General features: G+C 72.6%; 17 protein-coding genes. 11 read left to right on the top strand and 6 right to left on the bottom strand.

Annotated features, from left to right (window positions below; genetic code table 11):
* Positions 1 to 104: 104 nt before the first annotated feature.
* On the bottom strand, positions 105 to 788 hold the full coding sequence (locus AAC134_RS14445) for a DNA-3-methyladenine glycosylase I (protein ID WP_339949809.1): 684 nt from the start codon (positions 786 to 788) through the stop codon (positions 105 to 107).
* Between the two features lie 306 nt (positions 789 to 1,094).
* On the opposite strand from AAC134_RS14445, the gene AAC134_RS14440 reads away from it, so the two are divergent.
* A complete protein-coding gene (locus tag AAC134_RS14440; protein WP_339949808.1) occupies positions 1,095 to 1,469 on the top strand; it encodes an MTH938/NDUFAF3 family protein in 375 nt (124 codons plus the stop codon).
* Positions 1,470 to 1,671: 202 nt separating this feature from the next.
* Here the strand turns inward: AAC134_RS14440 and AAC134_RS14435 are convergent, their stop codons facing one another.
* The gene (locus AAC134_RS14435; protein ID WP_339949807.1) at positions 1,672 to 1,914 is read right to left on the bottom strand and encodes a hypothetical protein; all 243 of its coding nucleotides are present in this window, start codon (positions 1,912 to 1,914) and stop codon (positions 1,672 to 1,674) included.
* A gap of 1,111 nt (positions 1,915 to 3,025) precedes the next feature.
* Here AAC134_RS14435 and AAC134_RS14430 point away from each other — a divergent pair.
* The gene (locus tag AAC134_RS14430) at positions 3,026 to 3,622 is read left to right on the top strand and encodes a superoxide dismutase (protein ID WP_339949806.1); all 597 of its coding nucleotides are present in this window, start codon (positions 3,026 to 3,028) and stop codon (positions 3,620 to 3,622) included.
* A 219-nt stretch (positions 3,623 to 3,841) separates the two neighbouring features.
* Positions 3,842 to 4,468 carry a hypothetical protein gene (locus AAC134_RS14425; protein ID WP_339949805.1) on the top strand — a complete coding sequence of 209 codons (627 nt, stop codon included), beginning with the start codon at positions 3,842 to 3,844 and terminating at the stop codon, positions 4,466 to 4,468.
* Here the strand turns inward: AAC134_RS14425 and AAC134_RS14420 are convergent.
* A complete protein-coding gene (locus AAC134_RS14420; protein WP_339949804.1) occupies positions 4,465 to 4,602 on the bottom strand; it encodes a hypothetical protein in 138 nt (45 codons plus the stop codon). The two genes, AAC134_RS14425 and AAC134_RS14420, sit on opposite strands and share 4 nt — an antisense overlap.
* 65 nt (positions 4,603 to 4,667) lie before the next feature.
* On the opposite strand from AAC134_RS14420, the gene AAC134_RS14415 reads away from it, so the two are divergent.
* A complete protein-coding gene (locus AAC134_RS14415; RefSeq protein ID WP_339949803.1) occupies positions 4,668 to 5,000 on the top strand; it encodes a hypothetical protein in 333 nt (110 codons plus the stop codon).
* A gap of 123 nt (positions 5,001 to 5,123) precedes the next feature.
* Positions 5,124 to 5,789, top strand: coding sequence for a hypothetical protein (locus AAC134_RS14410; protein ID WP_339949802.1), 666 nt, complete (start codon positions 5,124 to 5,126; stop codon positions 5,787 to 5,789).
* A 61-nt stretch (positions 5,790 to 5,850) separates the two neighbouring features.
* On the opposite strand, the gene AAC134_RS14405 is transcribed toward AAC134_RS14410, so the two are convergent.
* Positions 5,851 to 6,414 carry a TIGR00730 family Rossman fold protein gene (locus tag AAC134_RS14405; RefSeq protein WP_339949801.1) on the bottom strand — a complete coding sequence of 188 codons (564 nt, stop codon included), beginning with the start codon at positions 6,412 to 6,414 and terminating at the stop codon, positions 5,851 to 5,853.
* Between the two features lie 148 nt (positions 6,415 to 6,562).
* Here AAC134_RS14405 and AAC134_RS14400 point away from each other — a divergent pair, with 148 nt between their 5' ends.
* Both AAC134_RS14400 and AAC134_RS14395 read left to right on the top strand, forming a co-directional pair.
* Positions 6,563 to 7,888 (top strand): LysM peptidoglycan-binding domain-containing protein, encoded by a 1,326-nt coding sequence (locus tag AAC134_RS14400; protein WP_339949800.1) that lies wholly within the window; start codon positions 6,563 to 6,565, stop codon positions 7,886 to 7,888.
* 136 nt (positions 7,889 to 8,024) lie between these two features.
* Complete coding sequence (locus AAC134_RS14395; protein ID WP_339949799.1) at positions 8,025 to 9,875, top strand: ABC transporter ATP-binding protein/permease; 1,851 nt, start codon at positions 8,025 to 8,027, stop codon at positions 9,873 to 9,875.
* 518 nt (positions 9,876 to 10,393) lie between these two features.
* Here AAC134_RS14395 and AAC134_RS14390 read toward each other — a convergent pair.
* Together AAC134_RS14390 and AAC134_RS14385 are read right to left on the bottom strand one after the other, a co-directional pair.
* Complete coding sequence (locus AAC134_RS14390) at positions 10,394 to 10,894, bottom strand: phosphatidylglycerophosphatase A (protein ID WP_339949798.1); 501 nt, start codon at positions 10,892 to 10,894, stop codon at positions 10,394 to 10,396.
* Between the two features lie 30 nt (positions 10,895 to 10,924).
* A complete protein-coding gene (locus AAC134_RS14385) occupies positions 10,925 to 12,136 on the bottom strand; it encodes a bifunctional 2-C-methyl-D-erythritol 4-phosphate cytidylyltransferase/2-C-methyl-D-erythritol 2,4-cyclodiphosphate synthase (protein WP_339949797.1) in 1,212 nt (403 codons plus the stop codon).
* Positions 12,137 to 12,319: 183 nt separating this feature from the next.
* On the opposite strand from AAC134_RS14385, the gene dusB reads away from it, so the two are divergent.
* The 4 genes from dusB to AAC134_RS14365 all read left to right on the top strand — a co-directional run.
* Positions 12,320 to 13,378 carry a tRNA dihydrouridine synthase DusB gene (dusB, locus tag AAC134_RS14380; protein ID WP_339949796.1) on the top strand — a complete coding sequence of 353 codons (1,059 nt, stop codon included), beginning with the start codon at positions 12,320 to 12,322 and terminating at the stop codon, positions 13,376 to 13,378.
* Positions 13,379 to 13,433: 55 nt separating this feature from the next.
* Entirely contained in the window at positions 13,434 to 14,561 is a 1,128-nt protein-coding gene (locus tag AAC134_RS14375) for an ATP-binding protein (protein ID WP_339949795.1), read from the top strand.
* The gene (gene ntrC / locus AAC134_RS14370) at positions 14,558 to 16,012 is read left to right on the top strand and encodes a nitrogen regulation protein NR(I) (protein WP_339949794.1); all 1,455 of its coding nucleotides are present in this window, start codon (positions 14,558 to 14,560) and stop codon (positions 16,010 to 16,012) included. The genes AAC134_RS14375 and ntrC overlap by 4 nt, the downstream gene beginning before the upstream one ends.
* A 149-nt stretch (positions 16,013 to 16,161) precedes the next feature.
* Positions 16,162 to 18,411 (top strand): PAS domain-containing sensor histidine kinase (locus AAC134_RS14365; RefSeq protein ID WP_339949793.1); only part of this gene is annotated, 2,250 nt, incomplete at its 3' end.

The following is an 18,411-nucleotide window of genomic DNA, read 5'->3' as shown; positions in this document are numbered from 1 at the left end:
AACGGGGCGCTTCCCGCGCCCGCCTGGCCGCGATTGCGTCAGTTCAAGACGATACCTGACAGGCAGCGTCCCGTTTCGACGCGCCCGCCGGTCTTGCGCGACGCTCAGGCCGCGCTCGGCCCCGTGGTCAGCGCCAGCACCTTGGAGATCTGCATCATCGGCCGCCCGCTTTCGGAGTGCCAGATGTCGAAGGCGGTCTGCACCGCGCGCATCGCCTTCTTGGAGGTCGCGGCGCCCTCGATCACGCCCTCGCGCTGCAGGGCGGCGGTGACGTCGGGCGAGAGCACGAACCCGTCCACCCCGCGCCAGCGCAACAGGTACATCCCCGTCAGTCCGCCCAGCCGGGCGCCGCGGGTCTTCAGCATCTCGAGCAGGCCCACGTAGTCGGTCCTGGGCCAGTCGGCGAGGACGTGGCCCGCGGGCTTCTTGCGCTCCTCCGACAGGGCGCAGAGGAAGGCCGCGTTCTCGCGGATCGACTCCATGCGCATGCGGTTGCGGATCAGGTCGCGGTTGGCCGCCAGATCGTCGAGCGCGTCGTCCGACAGCATCCGGATCTTCCAGGGGTCGAAGCCGTCGAAGGCGCTCTCGAAGGCGGGCCACTTGGCCTCGACCACCTTCCAGTTGAACCCGGCCGAGAACACCCGCTTGCCCATGTCCGAGAGCCACTGGCTGTCCGAGATCGCGTGCAGAGCCTCGGGCGTGGCCGGCTGGGGCAGTTCGGACTCGACCGCCGCGTGACCTCCCTTGCGCGCCCGCGCCATTTCCCAGAGATCCTTGAACGGGGTCATCGCCGTCTCCCTCTCCTTGCGCGTCAGGGCCGACCCCCGACCGCCCTCAGCAAGCCTCGCCGCCCCGCCTCCTGTCCACCCCAATCGCGCGGGCCGGAGGGGCGCGCGAAGATCGGGCGAGGCCTGTTCACGGGGAGGCGACAGCGGTCCCCGGACCGCGCGCCCGCCGGAGGGGACACGCCGCGCGCAGCGCCCGCGATGACGCGTGCCGGCGCGGCGCGCCCTTCGTCGCGCCCCGGGTTCGACTCTGCGCCTCTGCGGCGCTACCTTCGCCCCGCCCCCAAATCCGCGCAGGAGACCCGCCCCATGCGCATGATCGAGATCGACTACGAGGCCCGCCCCCCCATCGACGCCTACGGCGGCGGCGGCTTCCGCATTGCCGGCGAGAAGAGGCTCGGGTCGCTGCTGCACCTGCCCTCGGGTCTGTCGCCCTGGTCGGCGGCGACGCCGGCCGACGCCACGCCCGAAGCCTTTGCCGCGGTGCTCGCCGAGGCCGGCGACATCGACGTGCTGCTGGTCGGCATGGGCCCCGACATCGCCCCCCTTCCGCGGGCGGCGCGCGAAGCGTTCGAGGCCGCCGCGCTGGGGGTCGAGACGATGTCCACCGCCGCCGCCTGCCGCACCTTCAACGTGCTGCTGGCCGAGGACCGCCGGGTCGCCGCCGCCCTCATCGCGGTCTGAGCGCCCCCGGTCACGCGAGCGCCCCGCCTGTCGCGCAAGGCCCCGGAGCGGACCGCGCGCCTGACGCGGGTCGCAGCCGGCGCCCCGCCGGGTCGGATGGAAACCGTCCCGGCCAGACCGCGAGCAGCCGGCGCGGGGCGGGGCCTTCAAGCGCGCAGGACCCCGAGCCGCGGCCGCGGCCCCGCGGGCCGCGACCGGACGCTCAGCCGAACAGGAAGTCCGAGGCCGAGAGGTCGGCCGCCTCGAGCCCCTTGTCGGCGATCAGCGTCTTGTCGCCGTCGTGCCGGATCAGCACGCCCGCCTTCACGTCCTTGGTCGTCAGCCGCTTGAAGCGGCCGCTGTCGAAGTTGATCTGCTCGAGGCCCAGGTCGAACTTCACGATCCGGTCGGTCTTGCCGTCGCTCGACAGGCGGAAGACGTTGGCGCCCGCGCCGCCGCCCAGCACGTCCTTGCCGCCGTCGCCTCGTGGACCAGGCGGCGGTCGTCGTCGCTCTCGAGATCGCTCTGGCTCGGGTCGAAGAACATCGGCTGGCCGGAGGGGGACGTGAAGGTCTGCACCATGCGCACGAAGCCGCCCTCGCGCGGGGCGAAGATCTCGATCTCGAAGACCCCGTCGCCCGCGTCCTGCGCGAAGGTGATCGACTCGAAGTCGTCGGTGTTGCTCGCCTCGCTCGGGCGCAGCCGCGCCGGGCCGCGCCGAAGCCGCCCCAGCCGTGCAGCACCACCGGGTCTCCGAGCCCCTCGTCCCTGGCGTCGTCGCTGGCAAAGCCCAGGAAGACTCCCTCCGCGTTGGTGTTGGCCAGGACCGTGGCGTCGGCGTCCGAGCCGAGGTCTGTGAGGATCGTGACCTCGATCTCCACGGTCTCGTCGCCGGGGTTGTGGAACACCTCCATGAAGCGGGCGACGCCCCGGCCCTCGGGGTCCGCCACCAGGTCGAAGACGCGCGAGACCTGCAGGCCCGCGACGCTCAGCGCCTCGGTCTCGAGCCCCTGGTCGAAGGCGCGGAGAAAGGCGATCTGGTGGTCCACGGTCTCGCCCGCGATCAGCAGCCGGTGGCCGCCGTCATAGGCGTCGTTGCTGCCGTTGGTCGCCGCGAGGCCCCCGCCGGGGACGCTTGCGAGGTCCCAGAGGTTGCCCTCGGCGTCGGTGAAGTCCTTTGCGATGGCCATGTCCCGCTTCCCCCGGCTGGCGCGACGGCCCGGCCGCTGCGGACGCCTGCAGGGGAGAGACGTTCCGTATCGAGATCGATGACGCTAGGGAAACGCCTCCGGGCGGCGCGCCCGGTGCAGGCGCGGCCGCCCGTGTCGGCCCCCCCTCGCGCCCCCCCTTCAGGTCGGTCCCTCATGCCGGGGCGCCCGGTTCCATACCCCGGCGCCGCGTTTCGTTTTCGACCGACACCCCTTGGACGCCTGCGGAGCGGGGGCTATGTGTTGTGCGCGGCCGGGCCCCCCGAGCGTCCCCTGGGACGTCTCTCCGGCCGCCAGAATGTCTCAGCGGCGACCGCCGCGCCGGAGGCCACGCCTCCGGTTTCCCAGAAAACGACCGGGAGCTTTCCAATGGCCTTCGAACTTCCCCCGCTGCCCTATGCTCATGACGCCCTGGCCGACGCCGGCATGTCCAAGGAAACGCTCGAGTTTCACCACGACATCCACCACAAGGCGTATGTCGACAACGGCAACAACCTGATCAAGGACACCGAGTGGGCCGGCAAGCCCGTCGAGGAGATCGTCAAGGGGACCTACGACAAGTCCGCCGTGGCGCAGTCCGGGATCTTCAACAACGCCTCCCAGCACTGGAACCACACCGAGTTCTGGAAGATGATGGCCCCCAAGATGGCCATGCCCTCCGAGGTCGAGAAGGCGCTGAAAGAGGCGTTCGGCTCGGTCGACGAGTTCAAGAAGGAGTTCTCGGCCGCCGGCGGCGGGCAGTTCGGCTCGGGCTGGGCGTGGCTGGTCAAGGACTCGGGCGGCGCGCTCAAGGTCACCAAGACCGAGAACGGCGTGAACCCGCTGTGCTTCGGCCAGACCGCGCTGCTCGGTTGCGACGTGTGGGAGCATTCCTACTACATCGACTTCCGCAACAAGCGCCCGGCGTATCTGCAGAACTTCCTCGATAACCTGGTGAACTGGGAATACGTGGCCGCCAAGCTCTGAGGCGACTCGACGCGGGCCCCGCGCGCCCGGCAGACCCGAAGGCTCCGCCCCCCAGGGCGGGGCCTTTTCCATTGGCGCGCCCTCCGCCCCGCGACATCGCGCGTCGCGGGGCGACTGCGGTTGATCATAACGATTCGATGTGTTGGGATCGAAATGGTTGCAACTGAAACCAATCCCGGAGCCTGCGGGCCGTTCGCCCGCCGACCTGAGAGACGCCTCATGCACCGCGTTGTCCCTGCGGCCGTTTTCCTGGCCGCGCTGCTCCCCGTCCCGCTGTGGGCGGCGAGCGTGTCGTTGACCGTCACCACGCTTTCGGCCTCGGCCGATCATCCCGCCATCCTGGTCGAGAACCGGTCAGAGGACGGCGCGAGGCTGCTGGCCCTGAACCTGAGTGTGGGCGACACGCGCTTCAACTTCGATCGCGTCACCAACCGCCGGCGCTTCGGCGTCAGCTCTGCCACGCTGACCAAGGGCGGCACGGGGCAGGCGGGTCAGCGGACCGACGCGATCGCGTTTGCCTTCAGCGGCTTCGACCCGGGCGACTCGTTCAGCTTTCGCGTCGAGCTCGACCCTGACGGCGGCTCGGGCACGGTCGACTTCCGCTCGATCTTCTTTGGCAACGACGGGGACGGCGCGGTTCCCAACGCCACGATGACGGCGCTGTTTGACGGCGACCGCACCCTGACCGCCCGCTTCGGGGAGGCGTTGGCCCCCGCCGAGTCCCATACCATCGTCGCCGAGGACAGCGGCGCGGTCACGCCCATCCCGCTTCCCGCCGCCGCCCCGGCGCTGGTCGGGGGCGCGGCGCTGCTGTGGGCGGCGGCGCGCGGGCGCGCCCGGGGCTAGGCCGCGCGCCGGGCGAGGTCGCGCAACCTGGGCGCTCCGCAGTCCTCGAGCCCGCAGGGCTTCAGCTTCCGCAGGCTGGCCTCGATGCCGGCCGCCGTCTCGCGGGGCGCCTTGCGCAGGCGCACCGCCTCCATCGCGGCCGCGCAGCTTCTCCGTGGCGGTCGCGACCGCCTCGCGATGCGCGCGGACGGACGGACGCATGGAGCACGAGTTCATGGGTTTCTTCTCGAAGACCAGGCGCAGGCGGGTGGTCAGCCTCTCGACCATCGCCGGCCAGCCGCGGTCGATCATCGCGAACCGCGCCGGGGCGCGCGCGGCCCGGGCGGCGCCCGCTCAGGGCGAGGCCGCGAGGGTCGATTCGACGTTTTCACGCCCTCCCCGCCAGACTCGCCCGGCCTTCCATTTTGGAGCGCGGATATCGCAAAAATGGAAGCAAAGCGTCTCCAAGAAGAACGAACGGCTTTCACCTGTCGGAAGCTGGCGTCGTTCTCCGACATCCGACGTCGCAATTGAGGAAGTGAACCGATGTTGACTAAAAAATTGTTGCATGGCGTCACGAACCCCGTAGAAGCTGAACGAAACGAGGGCGGCCGAGCGCTGGGGAGCGCAGGTGTGTGGGCCTGAACCAAGCCGTCTCTCACTGGAAGGACTACCGATGAAGAAGTTGCTCCTTGCCGCCGCGGCCGCCGCGGCGACCCTGGCTTCGGCCGGGACCGCATCTGCCCTGACGGTCGGATTCGAGATGGTGGTCACCTCGACCGGCGCCACGACCGACCGTCCCCTGGTCCGGATCCAGAACACCAGCACCTCGGGGCTGACGCTGACGGCGTTCACGCTCAACATCGGCGGCACGAACACGATCTTCGACCGGGCCGACACCTTCAACCTCAACCCGACCGGGTCCGCCTCGCCGGTGACCACGGCCCTGCTGGTTGCGGGGGACGCCGTCAACAACGGCCAGGGCGTGAAGACGCTGGGCTTCACGTTCACCGGCTTCGACCTCAACGACCTGTTCAGCTTCCGGGCCGAGATCGACGTGCCGGGCACGAACGCCACCAATTCCGATTTCCGCACCATCTTCTTCAACAACGGCGGGATCGGGGTCGCCAACGCCGAGGCGACCGCGACCTTCAGCAACGGCCAGTCGCTGGACGTTCGCTTCGGCTCGACCTCGAACTCGTCGCTGACGACCTACACGGTCTCGGCCAGCGCCACCGAGTTCGGCGAGACCTCGCCCGTGCCGCTGCCCGCAGCCCTGCCGCTGGCGGCCCTGGGCTTCGGCGCCCTGGGTCTGGTTGCGCGCCGCCGCGCCCGCGGCTGAGCGCGCTCCTGCGGAGCCGACCTGAGGGGCGACCGGAGCGATCCGGTCGCCCCTCGCGCATTCAGCCTTCGGCCAGCGCCTCCAGCCGCGCGAGCAGGTCGGTGACGTCCTCGAGGCTCTCGTAGAGGCTCAGGAAGCTCTCGCCCGCCATGCCCTGGGCGACCACGTGCTCGATCAGCGCCAGCAGCGGGTCCCAGTAGCGCTCGGTGTTGAGCAGCAGCACCGGCTTGTCGTGCAGGCCAAGCTGGCGCCAGGTCAGCGCCTCGAACAGCTCGTCGAGCGTGCCCGCGCCGCCGGGCAGGGCCACCACGGCGTCCGAGTTCATCAGCATCACCTTCTTGCGCTCGTGCATGGTCTCGGTGACCACGTAGGAGGTCAGGTCCCGCCGCCCGACCTCCAGCGCCTCCAGGTGGCGGGGGATCACGCCGAAGGTCTGGCCCCCGGCCTCGCCGGCCGCGCGCGCCACCTCGCCCATCAGCCCCACGTCGCCGGCCCCGTAGACCAGCCGCATGCCGCGCGCCGCGAGGCCCCGGCCCAACGCCTCGGCCGCCAGGCGATAGCCCTCCCGCGCGCCGTAGCGCGAGCCGCAGTAGACGCAGACGCTGTAGGGATGGGGGCGGGGCATGGAACCTCCTGGACGTCGGGCGAGGGGAGGGCGATGGGTCGCCCGCATTCGCCATGAAACGGACATGAATTGCGCCGCGGCGCGTTCGGGCGCATGTTATTCCTAGCGAAAGCCCCGCGGGGCAAGGGAAAAGGTCAGGAACCCCCCGATGGTCGACTCGAAGGCGACCCTGCGCATCGCCGCCCTGGTCGTCGTGGCGGCGGCCGGCGCGGCCGCGCTGGCGATGACCGGATGGCTGGGGCCCTCGGGGCCCGGCGCGCCCGGCGGCGCCACGGATGCGGCGCCGGTCGCGGCAACCCGCGCGCCGACGGCGGGGCAGGGGGGCGCGAGCCTGGCGCCCGCCCCCTCGCCCGTGGCGCGCACACCGGCGGCCGAACCCGCTCCCGCGCCGGGCGCGGAGGTCCTCGCGGCCCCCGCCGCCGAGACCCCGGCGGTGGCGACCGGGGCCGAGACCCCCGGCGCCGGGCCCTCCGACCCGGAGCTTCCCCGGTTCGACCTGGTGCGGGTCGAGCCCGACGGCGCGGCGCTGGTCGCCGGGCGCGCGGCCCCCGGCGCGCGGGTCGAGGCGCGGCTCGACGGGCAGAGCGTGGGCGAGACCACCGCCGACGCCGCGGGCCAGTTCGTGCTGTTCGCCGAGCTGCCCTCGGGCGGCGCCGCGCGCGAGCTGAGCCTCGCCTCCCGCCTGCCGGACCGGCCCGAGGCGCGCTCGGCGGAGAATGTGCTGATCCTGCCCGCCGCGTCGCTGCCGACCGCGCCGCTGCAGGCCGCGCCGGGCGCGGCCGGCCCCGCGATCGCGACCGCCGCCCTTGCCGGCGCTGCGGGCGCGCCGGGCGGCGCCAGCGAGCCTGCCTCTCCGCGCGAGACGGCGCTTGCCGGCGCGCCGACAGTTCAGGCGCCAGCCGGCGCCCCGTCAGATCAGGCGCTTGCCGCGGCGCCCTCGCCGCCGGTGCTTCTCAAGACCTCCTCGACCGGCGCCGTGTCGGTCCTCGACCCCGAAGCGCTGGGGCCGGCCCGGGGCGTCACCCTCGATGCGCTGACCTACACCGCTGCGGGCGAGGTGCATCTCTCGGGCCGCGGCCGGGCCGGTCGCGCCGCGCGGATCTATGCCGACGACCGCCGTCAGGCCGATGCGGCCATCGATGCGCAGGGCGCCTGGCGGGCGGTGCTGACCGGCCTGACCCGGCCCGGCCGCTACACCCTGCGCGTCGACGAGATCGGCCCCCGGGGCCAGGTCACCAGCCGCATCGAGACCCCGTTCCTGCGCGAGTCCCCCGAGGCGCTGGCCCCCGGCGCCGAGCGGGTGGTGGTTCAGCCCGGCCACAGCCTGTGGGCGATCGCGCATGCGAGGTATGGCAGCGGGACGCGCCACGCCCTAATCTATGGGGCGAACCGGGACCGCATCCGCGATCCTGACCTGATCTATCCCGGACAGGTGTTCGACCTGCCCTCGGGAGAGGCGCCGCCCCCCCGCTGACCGCGGCCGGCGCGCGGCGCCCCCCTCCCGCCCCCGCTTCCGAGCGCCCGCGCGCGCGCCCCGCGCCGCCGCGTCGCCTCCCGCCCAGCCGCCGCCCGCCCCTGCGCGAGGCGCGCCCGCCAGGACCCCGAGCCGCATGAAACGCATCCGAACCCCGCCCCGCGGCGCCCCTGACGCGCTCGAGGGGGCCGACGGCGACCTGCGCATCCTCGCGCGCGTGGCCCCGTGGCTGTGGCCCGAGGGCGAGGGCTGGGCCAAGCGCCGGGTGGTCGCGGCCCTGGTGCTGCTGGCCATCGCCAAGGCCGCCACCGTCTCGACGCCCTGGTTCTACAAGGCGGCGGTCGACGCGCTCGCGCCCGCGCAGGGGGCCGGGGACGGGGCCGGGGAGGTGGGCTTCCTGCTCGCCGCCGGCCCGATCGCGCTGGTGATCGCCTACGGCATGTTCCGCCTGGCCGGCGCGGGCTTCCAGCAGCTGCGCGACGCGGTCTTCGCGCGGGTCGGCCAGCGGGCCCTGCGCAAGATGGCGCTGACCACCTTCCGCCATGTCCACGCGCTGAGCCTGCGCTACCACATCGGCCGCCAGACCGGCTCGCTCAGCCGGATCATCGACCGGGGGGTGAAGGCGGTCGACTTCCTGCTGCGCTTCCTGCTGTTCAGCCTGGCGCCGCTGGTGATCGAGCTGTCGCTGGTCGCGGTGATCTTCCTGCTGGCCTTCGACTGGCGATATTTCGCGGTGGTGGTGGCGATGATCGTGGCCTACGTCGGCTTCACCTTCGCGGTGACCGAGTGGCGGGTCCGCATCCGCCGCAAGATGAACCACGAGGACCAGGAGGCGACCCAGAAGGCGGTCGACAGCCTGCTGAACTTCGAGACGGTGAAGTACTTTGGCGCCGAGGCGCGCGAGACGGCGCGCTACGACCGCTCGATGGCCGGCTACGAGGACGCGGCGGTGAAGACCGCGACCTCGCTCGCGGCCCTCAACGGCGGCCAGGCGGCGATTATCGCCACGGGCCTGGTGGCGGTGATGGCGATGGCCGCCCAAGGCGTGCAGGCGGGCGAGCTGACCGTGGGCGACTTCGTGCTGGTCAACGCCTACATCGTGCAGATCACCATGCCGCTGGGCTTCCTCGGCACCGTCTACCGCGAGATCCGCCAGGCGCTGGTGGACATGGGCGAGATGTTCCGCCTGCTCGACCAGCCGCCCGAGGTCGTGGATCGTCCCGACGCGCCGCCCCTGCGCGCGGGCGCGGGCCGCATCGCCTTCGAGGACGTGCATTTCGCCTACGAGCCCGACCGCCCGATCCTGAAGGGCGTGACCATCACCGCAGAGGGCGGCGAGACCGTCGCCGTGGTCGGGGCCACCGGCTCGGGCAAGTCGACGCTGGGGCGGCTGCTGTTCCGCTTCTACGACGTGCAGTCCGGCCGGCTGACGGTGGACGGGCAGGACGTGCGCGACGTGGCCCAGGTCTCGCTGCGCGAGGCGGTCGGCGTGGTGCCCCAGGACACGGTGCTGTTCAACGACACCATCGGCTACAACATCGCCTACGGGCGCGAGGGCGCGAGCCAGGCCGAGGTGATCGAGGCCGCCCGCGCCGCCCGCATCCACGACTTCATCGAGTCGCTGCCCAAGGGCTACGACACGGTGGTGGGCGAGCGGGGCCTGAAGCTCTCGGGCGGGGAAAAGCAGCGGGTGGCGATCGCGCGCGCGATCCTCAAGAATCCGCCGATCCTGGTGCTGGACGAGGCGACCTCGGCGCTCGACACCCAGACCGAACGCGAGATCCAGGAGAGCCTGAAGCGCCTGTCGCAGGACCGCACGGTGCTGGTGATCGCCCACCGCCTCTCGACCATCGCCGACGCCGACCGGATCGTGGTGCTGGAGGAAGGGCAGGTGGTCGAGAGCGGACGCCACGCCGAGCTGCTCGGCCGCAACGGGCGCTACGCTCAACTGTGGCGGCGCCAGCAGGAGGCGGACGAGGCGGCCTGAGAGGCGACGCCGTGGCGCTCCCGCGCCGCGTCGCGCGGGGGCGCCTGCGAGGCCAGGAATGGCGTCCTGGAGCGGGGGCGCCCTGCGGGCGGGCATGGCTGCGTCGCGATTGGGGGGAGGGGCGCCCTGGGCTTTGGGGGCGGGAGCCTCCGGTGGGGAGGACGAGAGCCTCCGGCGGGCTCCTGACTCACCTGAGAACAGGGCCGCGCCTGTCCTCCGCAGCCGTCCGTCGCTTCTGATGCCTGAGCGACTCGCCCGCAGGGGTCAAGGACAAGCCGCGCTGCGCGCGGTCGCTGCGCGATCCCTGACCCCTGCGGACGAGTCGCTCTGATCGGCATCAGCGACGGACGGCTCCGGAGAACAGGCGCTCGGCGCACCATGGTGGGTGTCGCGCCAGAGGCGCACGGGTTGGTGTCGCGCCAGAGGCGCGCGGGTTGGTGTCGCGCCAGAGGCGCGCGGGTTGGTGTCGCGCCGGAGGCGGGTGAGGGCGGGCTTGGTTGGCGGGGCGCCGGGGGCGCTCAGACGAACCAGGCGTGGGCGACGGCGGCCGAGGCGGTGACGACGATGGCGGCCAGAAGGCCCGCGACCAGGTCGTCGGCCATCACGCCGAGCGCGCCGGGAAGACGCTCTGCGGTCGAGACCGGGGGCGGCTTGACGATGTCGAACAGGCGGAACAACACGAAGGCTCCGACCCAGCCGGGCCAGGGGAAGACGTGGGCCGGCGCGCCCACCAGCCACAGGCCCAGCGACAGCGGCGCCAGCGCCAGCATCTGGCCGGCAAGCTCGTCGGCGATCACCTCGCCGGGGTCCTCGTCGTCGGTGCGCGCGGACAGGTAGCGGTCGATCGAGGTGTAGCCCAGCGCCACCGCCACGATCAGACCGAAGGCGAACAGCGGGAAGCCCCCCGCCCAGTGCAGCGCGAAGGACACCGGCAGCGCCACCAGCGAGCCGACCGTCCCCGGCGCCACGGGGCTCGCCTCGCCCAGGCCGAACAGCGTCGCGAAACGGGCGGAGATCATGCGCACGGATCCTTCATCGCGCCCCCGGGGTCACGCGGCGGGGCGGGTGGCGGGCAGGGCGAGAGAGGCTGCGGCCTGCGCCGCGATCCCTTCGCCTCGTCCTGGAAATCCGAGCCGCTCGGTGGTGGTGGCCTTCACCGACACGCGCTCTGGCTCGATCTCCATGATCGCGGCCAGCCGCGCCCGCATTTGGTCGGAATGAGGGCCGATCTTGGGCGCCTCGCAAATCAGCGTGATGTCGGCGTTGATCAGCCGGCCGCCGCGGGCGGCCACCCGCTCGACCGCCTTGCGCAGGAAGATCTCGGAGGCTGCGCCCTTCCACTGCGGGTCGGAGGGCGGGAACCAGCGGCCGATGTCCCCCTCGCCCAGCGCCCCGAAGATCGCGTCGGTCAGCGCATGCATGCCCACGTCGGCGTCGGAATGACCCGCAAGGCTGCGGTCGAACGGGATCTCGATGCCGCACAGCCACAGGCTGTCGCCCGGCGCGAAGGCGTGCACGTCGAAGCCGGTCCCCACGCGGGTCTCCTCGGCGAGGCCGCGCAGCCAGGTCTCGGCCCGGGCGAAGTCTGCCGGCGTGGTCAGCTTCAGGTTGGCCTCGTCGCCCTCGACCATCTCGATCTCCTCTCCCGCGGCCTGGACCACGGCCACGTCGTCGGTCGCCTCGGCCCCCCCCGCGGCGGCGCGATGCGCGGCGAGGATGGCGGGCAGGCGGAAGCCCTGCGGGGTCTGGGCGCGCATCAGGCCGGCGCGCGCGACGCCCTCGCCGGCCGGACCGCCCGGCGTCCCGCGGCGCAGGGTGTCGACAACGGGCAGGGCGGGGCAGGCGCCCGAGGCCCGCTCGAGCGCGGCCAGCACCCGGCCCGCGAGCGCCGCGTCCGCGAAGGGGCGGGCGGCGTCGTGGATCAGCGCCACCCCCGCCTCGCCGTCCGCAGCGATCGCCTCGAGGCCGAGGCGCACGCTCTCCTGGCGCGTGGCGCCGCCGTGCACCGGAGCGGCGAGGCCTATGCCCTGCGCGGCGTCAGCATAAAGGTCGGCGTCGTCGGGATGGATCGCGACGCGCACGCGCGCGGGCGAAACCCCCGGCCAGCTCAGCACGGCGGCCAGCGTGCGGCGCAACACCGTCTCGCCGGCGAGCGCGCGATACTGTTTGGGTCCCCCCGGGCCCGCCCGCACGCCGCGGCCGGCGGCGACCACCAGGACATGCACCGGGCCGGAGCGGTCGGGAGCGGGCGAAACGGTCACGGGCGGCGGCGCCTCCGGCTGGGGTCGGGAGCGGCGGCGGCGCGGCCGGCAAGCCACGCTCCGACGCGGGAACGAGGCCGCGCGCAGGAATAACGGCGCGGCGGAGGCGATGGGTGGCACGCGGCCTTGCGTCCCGCAAGGGGCGGCGATATCCCTTGCGCGCACTGCATAAGGAATGGGCAGGTGACCTTCGCGATAGGCAATCTGGCGTTGCGAAATCCGGTTCTGCTCGCGCCGATGGCAGGAATCACCGACTTGCCCTTCCGACGGCAGGTCGCGCGGTTCGGCCAGGGCGCAGACGGAGCCGGCGTGAACGCCCCGGGACTGATGGTCTCCGAGATGATCGCCTCGCGCGAGGCGGCGCTCGGCGACGCGCGCGCCCGCGCCAAGGCCGAGATTGACGGCGCGCTCGGCGCGACCTCGGTCCAGCTTGCCGCCCGCGACCCCGAGTGGATCGCCGAGGCCGCCCGCTATGCGCAGGGGCAGGGCGCCCCGGTGATCGACATCAACATGGGCTGCCCGGCGCGCAAGGTCACCGGCGGCCAGTCCGGCTCGGCCCTGATGCGCGAGCCCGACCACGCGCTGCGCCTGATCGAGGCGACGGTCGCCGCGGTCTCGGTTCCGGTCACCGTCAAGATGCGGCTCGGCTGGGATCACGATGCGCTCAACGCCCCCGCGATCGCGGCCCGGGCGCAGGCCGCGGGCGTGGCCATGGTCGTCGTGCACGGGCGCACCCGCTGTCAGTTCTACAAGGGGTCGGCCGACTGGGCCGCAGTGCGCGCGGTGGTCGAGGCGGTCTCGATCCCGGTGGTGGTCAACGGCGACATCCTCGACGGCGAGACCGCGGCGCAGGCGTTGCGCCTCTCGGGCGCGGCGGGGGTGATGGTGGGCCGGGCGGCGCGCGGCCGGCCGTGGCTGCCCGCCCAGATCGCCGCCCACCTCGCCGGGCGCCCCGCGCCGCAGGTCCCCGGCCTTGCCGAGCAGGCCGGCAGCCTGATCGACCACTACCGCGACATGCTGGCCTTCTACGGGCGCGACGTCGGCCTGCGCTGCGCGCGAAAACACCTCGACTGGCGGCTTTGCGAGCTGGCCGGCGGCGGCGCCCTGCGCGCCGCGCTGCTGCGCGATACCGATCCCGATCGCGTGCTCGACCAGCTTTCGCGCCTGCCCGAGCTGGCCGCCGAGGCGGCCCACGCGGCCGTCTGCGACCCCTCTTCCGACGCCGCCCATCTGGCCGCGTGACCCGCCCCGATCCGTCCCCGCCCGCGTCGCCCTTCGACACGCAACCGGTTCCGAGATGACAGAGATCCCAGCCCAGACCTGCCCCGCCATCTGGAACGCCGTGCCCTTCGCGGCCCTGGTCCTCGACCCCGAGGACCGGGTCGAGGACGCCAATTCGGCCGCCGAGGTGTTCTTCGGCCTCTCCGCCCGCTCGCTGACCGGGCGCTCGCTGCACGGCATGTTCGGCCCCGCCTCGCGCGTCGCCGACCTCGTCGAGCAGGTGCGCCACGGCTCGGTCAGCCTCGCCGAGCACCAGATGGAGCTTTCGGCCATCGACCGGGCGCCGCGGGTGGTGGACCTTTACGTGAGCCTCGTCTCCGACGACGCGGGCCAGGTGCTGGTGATGATCCAGCCCCAGACCATCGCCGAGAAGATGGACCGCTCCCTCTCCCATCGCGCCGCCGCGCGCTCGGTCACCGGCATGGCCGCGATGCTGGCTCATGAGATCAAGAACCCGCTCGCCGGGATCTCGGGCGCGGCGCAGCTTCTGGCCATGCAGCTCGGCGACGAGGAGACCGAACTGACCGACCTGATCCGCGAGGAGGCCGAGCGCATCGCCTCGCTGCTCAACAAGGTCGAGCTCTTCGGCGACAGCCGCCCCGCCCCGCGCGAGCCGGTGAACATCCACGACGTGCTCGATCGGGCCAAGCGCTCGGCCGCCGCGGGCTTTGCGCGCCACGTGCGCTTTGTCGAGGAATACGACCCCTCGCTGCCGCCCACCGCGGGCGATCCCGACCTGCTGATGCAGGTGTTCCAGAACCTTCTGAAGAACGCGGCCGAGGCGACGCCCCAGGTGGGCGGGATGATCACCATCCGCACCTCCTACCGCCCGGGCATCCGCATGGCCGTGGCGGGCGGGGGGACCGAATCCCTGCCGCTGCAGGTGACCATCTCCGACAACGGCTCGGGCGTGCCCGATCAGTTGAAACGCGACATCTTCGAGCCGTTCGTGACCTCGAAGGCCACCGGCTCGGGGCTGGGGCTGGCGATGGTCTCCAAGCTCGTCGCCGACCACGGCGGCGTCATCGAGTGCGAATCCGATCCCGGCTGGACCACCTTCCGGGTGCTGCTGCCGGTGTGGTCCGATCCCGCCGCGAAAAAGAAGAAGCCCGCGCCCCGGCGCCGGAAGGAGAAGACGGCATGACCGGCCGCATCAACGGCACCATTCTCGTCGCCGACGACGACCGCGCAATCCGCACCGTGCTCAGCCAGGCCCTGTCGCGCGCCGGCGCGCGGGTGCGCTCCACCGGCTCGGCCTCGACGCTGTGGCGCTGGGTCGAGGACGGCGAGGGCGACCTGATCGTCACCGACGTGATGATGCCCGACGGCGACGCGCTGGATCTGCTGCCGGCGATCCGCAAGAAGCGGCCCGACCTGCCGGTGATCGTGATGTCGGCGCAGAACACCATGCTGACCGCGATCCGCGCGGCCGAGGTCGGGGCCTACGAATACCTGCCCAAGCCCTTCGACCTGCGCCAGGTCCTCGAGCATGTCGAGCGGGCGCTGGAAGGCGTCCGCAAGCCCGCCCCCACCGCCTCCGAGGGGCCGCGCGACGAGGGCCTGCCGATCATCGGGCGATCCCCTGCGATGCAGGAGGTCTACCGGATCATGGCGCGCCTGATGAACACCGACCTGACGGTGATGCTCAACGGCGAGTCGGGCACCGGCAAGGAGCTGGTCGCGCGGGCGCTTCATTCGTTCGGGTGGCGCAAGCAGGGGCCGTTCGTGGCCGTCAACATGGCCGCCATCCCCCGCGACCTGATCGAGGCCGAGCTGTTCGGGCACGAGAAGGGCGCCTTCACCGGCGCCACCGAACGCTCGGCCGGCAAGTTCGAGGCCGCGGCCAACGGCACGCTGTTCCTCGACGAGATCGGGGACATGCCGCTCGACGCGCAGACGCGGCTGTTGCGGGTGCTCCAGGACGGGCAGTTCACCCGCATCGGCGGGCGCACCGCGATCAAGGCCGACGTGCGGGTGATCGCGGCCACCCACCAGGACCTGCGGAGCCTGATCAACGAGGGCGCCTTCCGCGAGGACCTGTTCTACCGCCTCAACGTGGTGCCGATCCGCCTGCCGCCGCTGCGCGACCGGACCGAGGACATCCCCGACCTCGCCCGCGCCTTCCTGCGCAAGGCCGAGTCCGAGGGGCTGCCCCGCAAGGCCGTGGCCAACGACGCGGTCGAGGCGCTGAAGGCCCAGGCCTGGCCCGGCAACGTGCGCGAGCTGGAAAACCTGATGAAGCGCCTCGCCGCGCTGTGCGCCGACGAGATCATCACGCTCGCCGACGTCGAGCGGGAGCTGGCCGCCCGCCCCTCGGCCGCCGCGCCGGAGATGGAGCGGGGGGCCTCGCTGGGGGCCTCGGTCGAATCCCACCTGCGGGCCTATTTCCAGCTGCATGGCGACGCGCTGCCGCCGCCGGGCCTCTACGACCGGATCCTGCGCGAGGTGGAGCTTCCGCTGATCGCGCTGACCCTCTCGGCCACGCGGGGCAACCAGCTCCGCGCCGCGGACCTGCTCGGCATCAATCGAAACACCCTGCGCAAGAAGATCCGGGAGCTTGACATTCCGGTCACGCGCGGCAAGACATTGATGTAAGTTTGCAACAGTGACTGGCGGCGGCCCACGGGCCCGCCGCCCGCGCGCTCCGGGACGGTGGGGGATCCGAGGGCGACGCGAGGATGTCGCGCGGGCCTCGCAGCCCTGCGCCGGCGCCGTCGCAACCGTGGCGCAACCGGGGAGACCGAGTGACCCAGCGCACGATCCGCGCCGCCAGATCCGCCGTCGAGGCGATGGCGGCGCTCCCCTCGCTCGCCCTGCGCGGCGAGCTCTCGCGACGCACCCGGGCGCGCTTCACCCTGGTGATCGTGGCGCTCGGCCCGGTGCTGGCGGTCGTGACCGGCATCGCATTGTCCGGCGGCGACCGCGGCCCCGTCCGCCAGGAGGTGCTGCGCGGGGTCTTCCTGCTCGATCTCGTCTACATCCTGGTGATCGCGGGGCTGGTGGCCTGGCGGGTCGCGGCGCTGATCTCGGCGCGGCGCGCGCGCTCGGCCGGCTCGCGCCTGCACCTGCGGCTGACCGGGGTCTTCGCGGCGATGGCGCTGGCCCCCACCATCCTGGTCGCGGTCTTCGCCACCCTGACCGTCAGCTTCGGCATCGAGGGCTGGTTCTCCAACCAGATCGGCTCGGTCGTGCGCAACAGCCTCTCGGTCGCCGAAAGCTATGAGGAGGAGCACCGTCGCCGCATCCGCGGCGAGGCGCTGGCCATGGCCAACGATCTGGCCGGCGAGGCGGCGGGCATGATCAACGACGCCCAGCTCGGCGACATGCTCCGCGCGCAGGCCTACCTGCGCGAGATCCCCGAGGCCTATGTCTTCGACGGCTCGATGGAGCTGCGCGCCCGGGGCGAATTCTCCTACCTGTTCAACTTCACCCCGCCCACGCCCGAGCAGATGGCCCGCGCCCGCGAGGGCCAGGTGGTGGTGATCTCCGACGAGAACGAATCCGAGGTCCGGGCGCTGGTGGCGCTGAAGGGCTTTGTCGACTACTACCTCTACGTCGGGCGAAACGTGGACGGCAACGTGCTGCGATTGCTGGACGAAACCCAGGACACGGTGCGCCTTTACGAAGCGCTCGAGGGCCAGCGCAACACCATCCTGCTGGAGTTCGCGATCCTCTACGTGGGCTTTGCGCTGGTGGTCACGCTGGCCGCGATCTGGGCCGGCCTCTATTTCGCCGAGCGTCTGGCGCGGCCCATCGGACGGCTCGCCGGCGCCGCCGAACGGGTCGGGGCGGGGGACCTCGACGTGCGCGTGCGCGAGGAGCGGGGCGACGACGAGATTGCCGTCCTCGCCCGCATCTTCAACCGGATGACCGAGCAGGTGAAGGCCCAGCGCGACGCCCTCGTCGCCGTCAACCAGGAGACCGAGCGCCGCCGCCGCTTCTCGACCACCGTGCTCTCGGGCGTCACCGCGGGCGTCGCGCGCCTCGACGCCGAGGGCCGGGTGGAGCTGCTCAACGAGGCCGGCGCCCGGATGCTGGGGGTCACGCCGGCCGAGGCCGCGGGCCGTCCCATCGCCGACGTCGCCCCGATGTTCCCGACCCTGCTCGCCCAGGCGCGCGAGCGTCGCGGCGGCCAGACGACCGAGCGCATCCACGCCCGCGTCGACGGCGCCGACCGCGACTTCCTCGCCCGCGTCACCCGGGTCGCGCCCGAGGGCGACGCCGAGATCTTCGTGCTGACCTTCGACGACCTGACCGAGCTGGTGACCGCCCAGCGCATGGCCGCCTGGGGCGACATCGCGCGGCGCATCGCCCATGAGATCAAGAACCCGCTGACCCCGATCCAGCTCTCGGCCGAACGCCTCAAGCGCAAGTTCGCCGACGGGCTGACCGGGCGCGACCGCGAGCGCTTCGACAGCTACGCCGACATGATCGTGCGCCAGGCCGGCGACATCCGCCGCATGGTCGACGAGTTCTCGCGCTTCGCCCGGATGCCGGCGCCCGAGCTCGCCTCCGACGACCTCTCGGCCATCGTCACCGACGCGGTGCTGCTGCAGGCCGAGGCCGGCGGCCCGGTCGCCTTCGCGGCCGAGGGCGCCGACACGCCCCTGCCGCTGCGCTGCGACCGCACCATGCTGTCCCAGGCGCTGACCAACCTGCTCAAGAACGCGGGCGAGGCGGTCGAGGCCCGCCTCGCGACCAGCCCCGAGCCCCCGGGCCGCGTGATCCTGGAGCTGCGCCGCGACGCCGAGGCGGCCGAGATCCGGGTGATCGACAACGGCGTGGGCCTCCCCGACACCGGCCGCGCCCGCCTGCTCGAGCCCTACGTGACCACGCGCGAGAAGGGCACCGGGCTCGGCCTCGCAATCGTCAAGAAGATCGCCGAGGAACATGGCGGCAGCTTCTCGCTCGAGGACGCGCCCCTGGACCCCGAAGCCGGCCGGGGCGCGGCTTCAGGCGACGCGCCGCGAGGCGCGATCCTCAGTGACGCGCCG

Source organism: uncultured Albimonas sp., assembly GCF_963977235.1.
GTDB lineage: Bacteria > Pseudomonadota > Alphaproteobacteria > Rhodobacterales > Rhodobacteraceae > Albimonas.
This window is presented reverse-complemented; position numbering and strand designations above follow the sequence as displayed.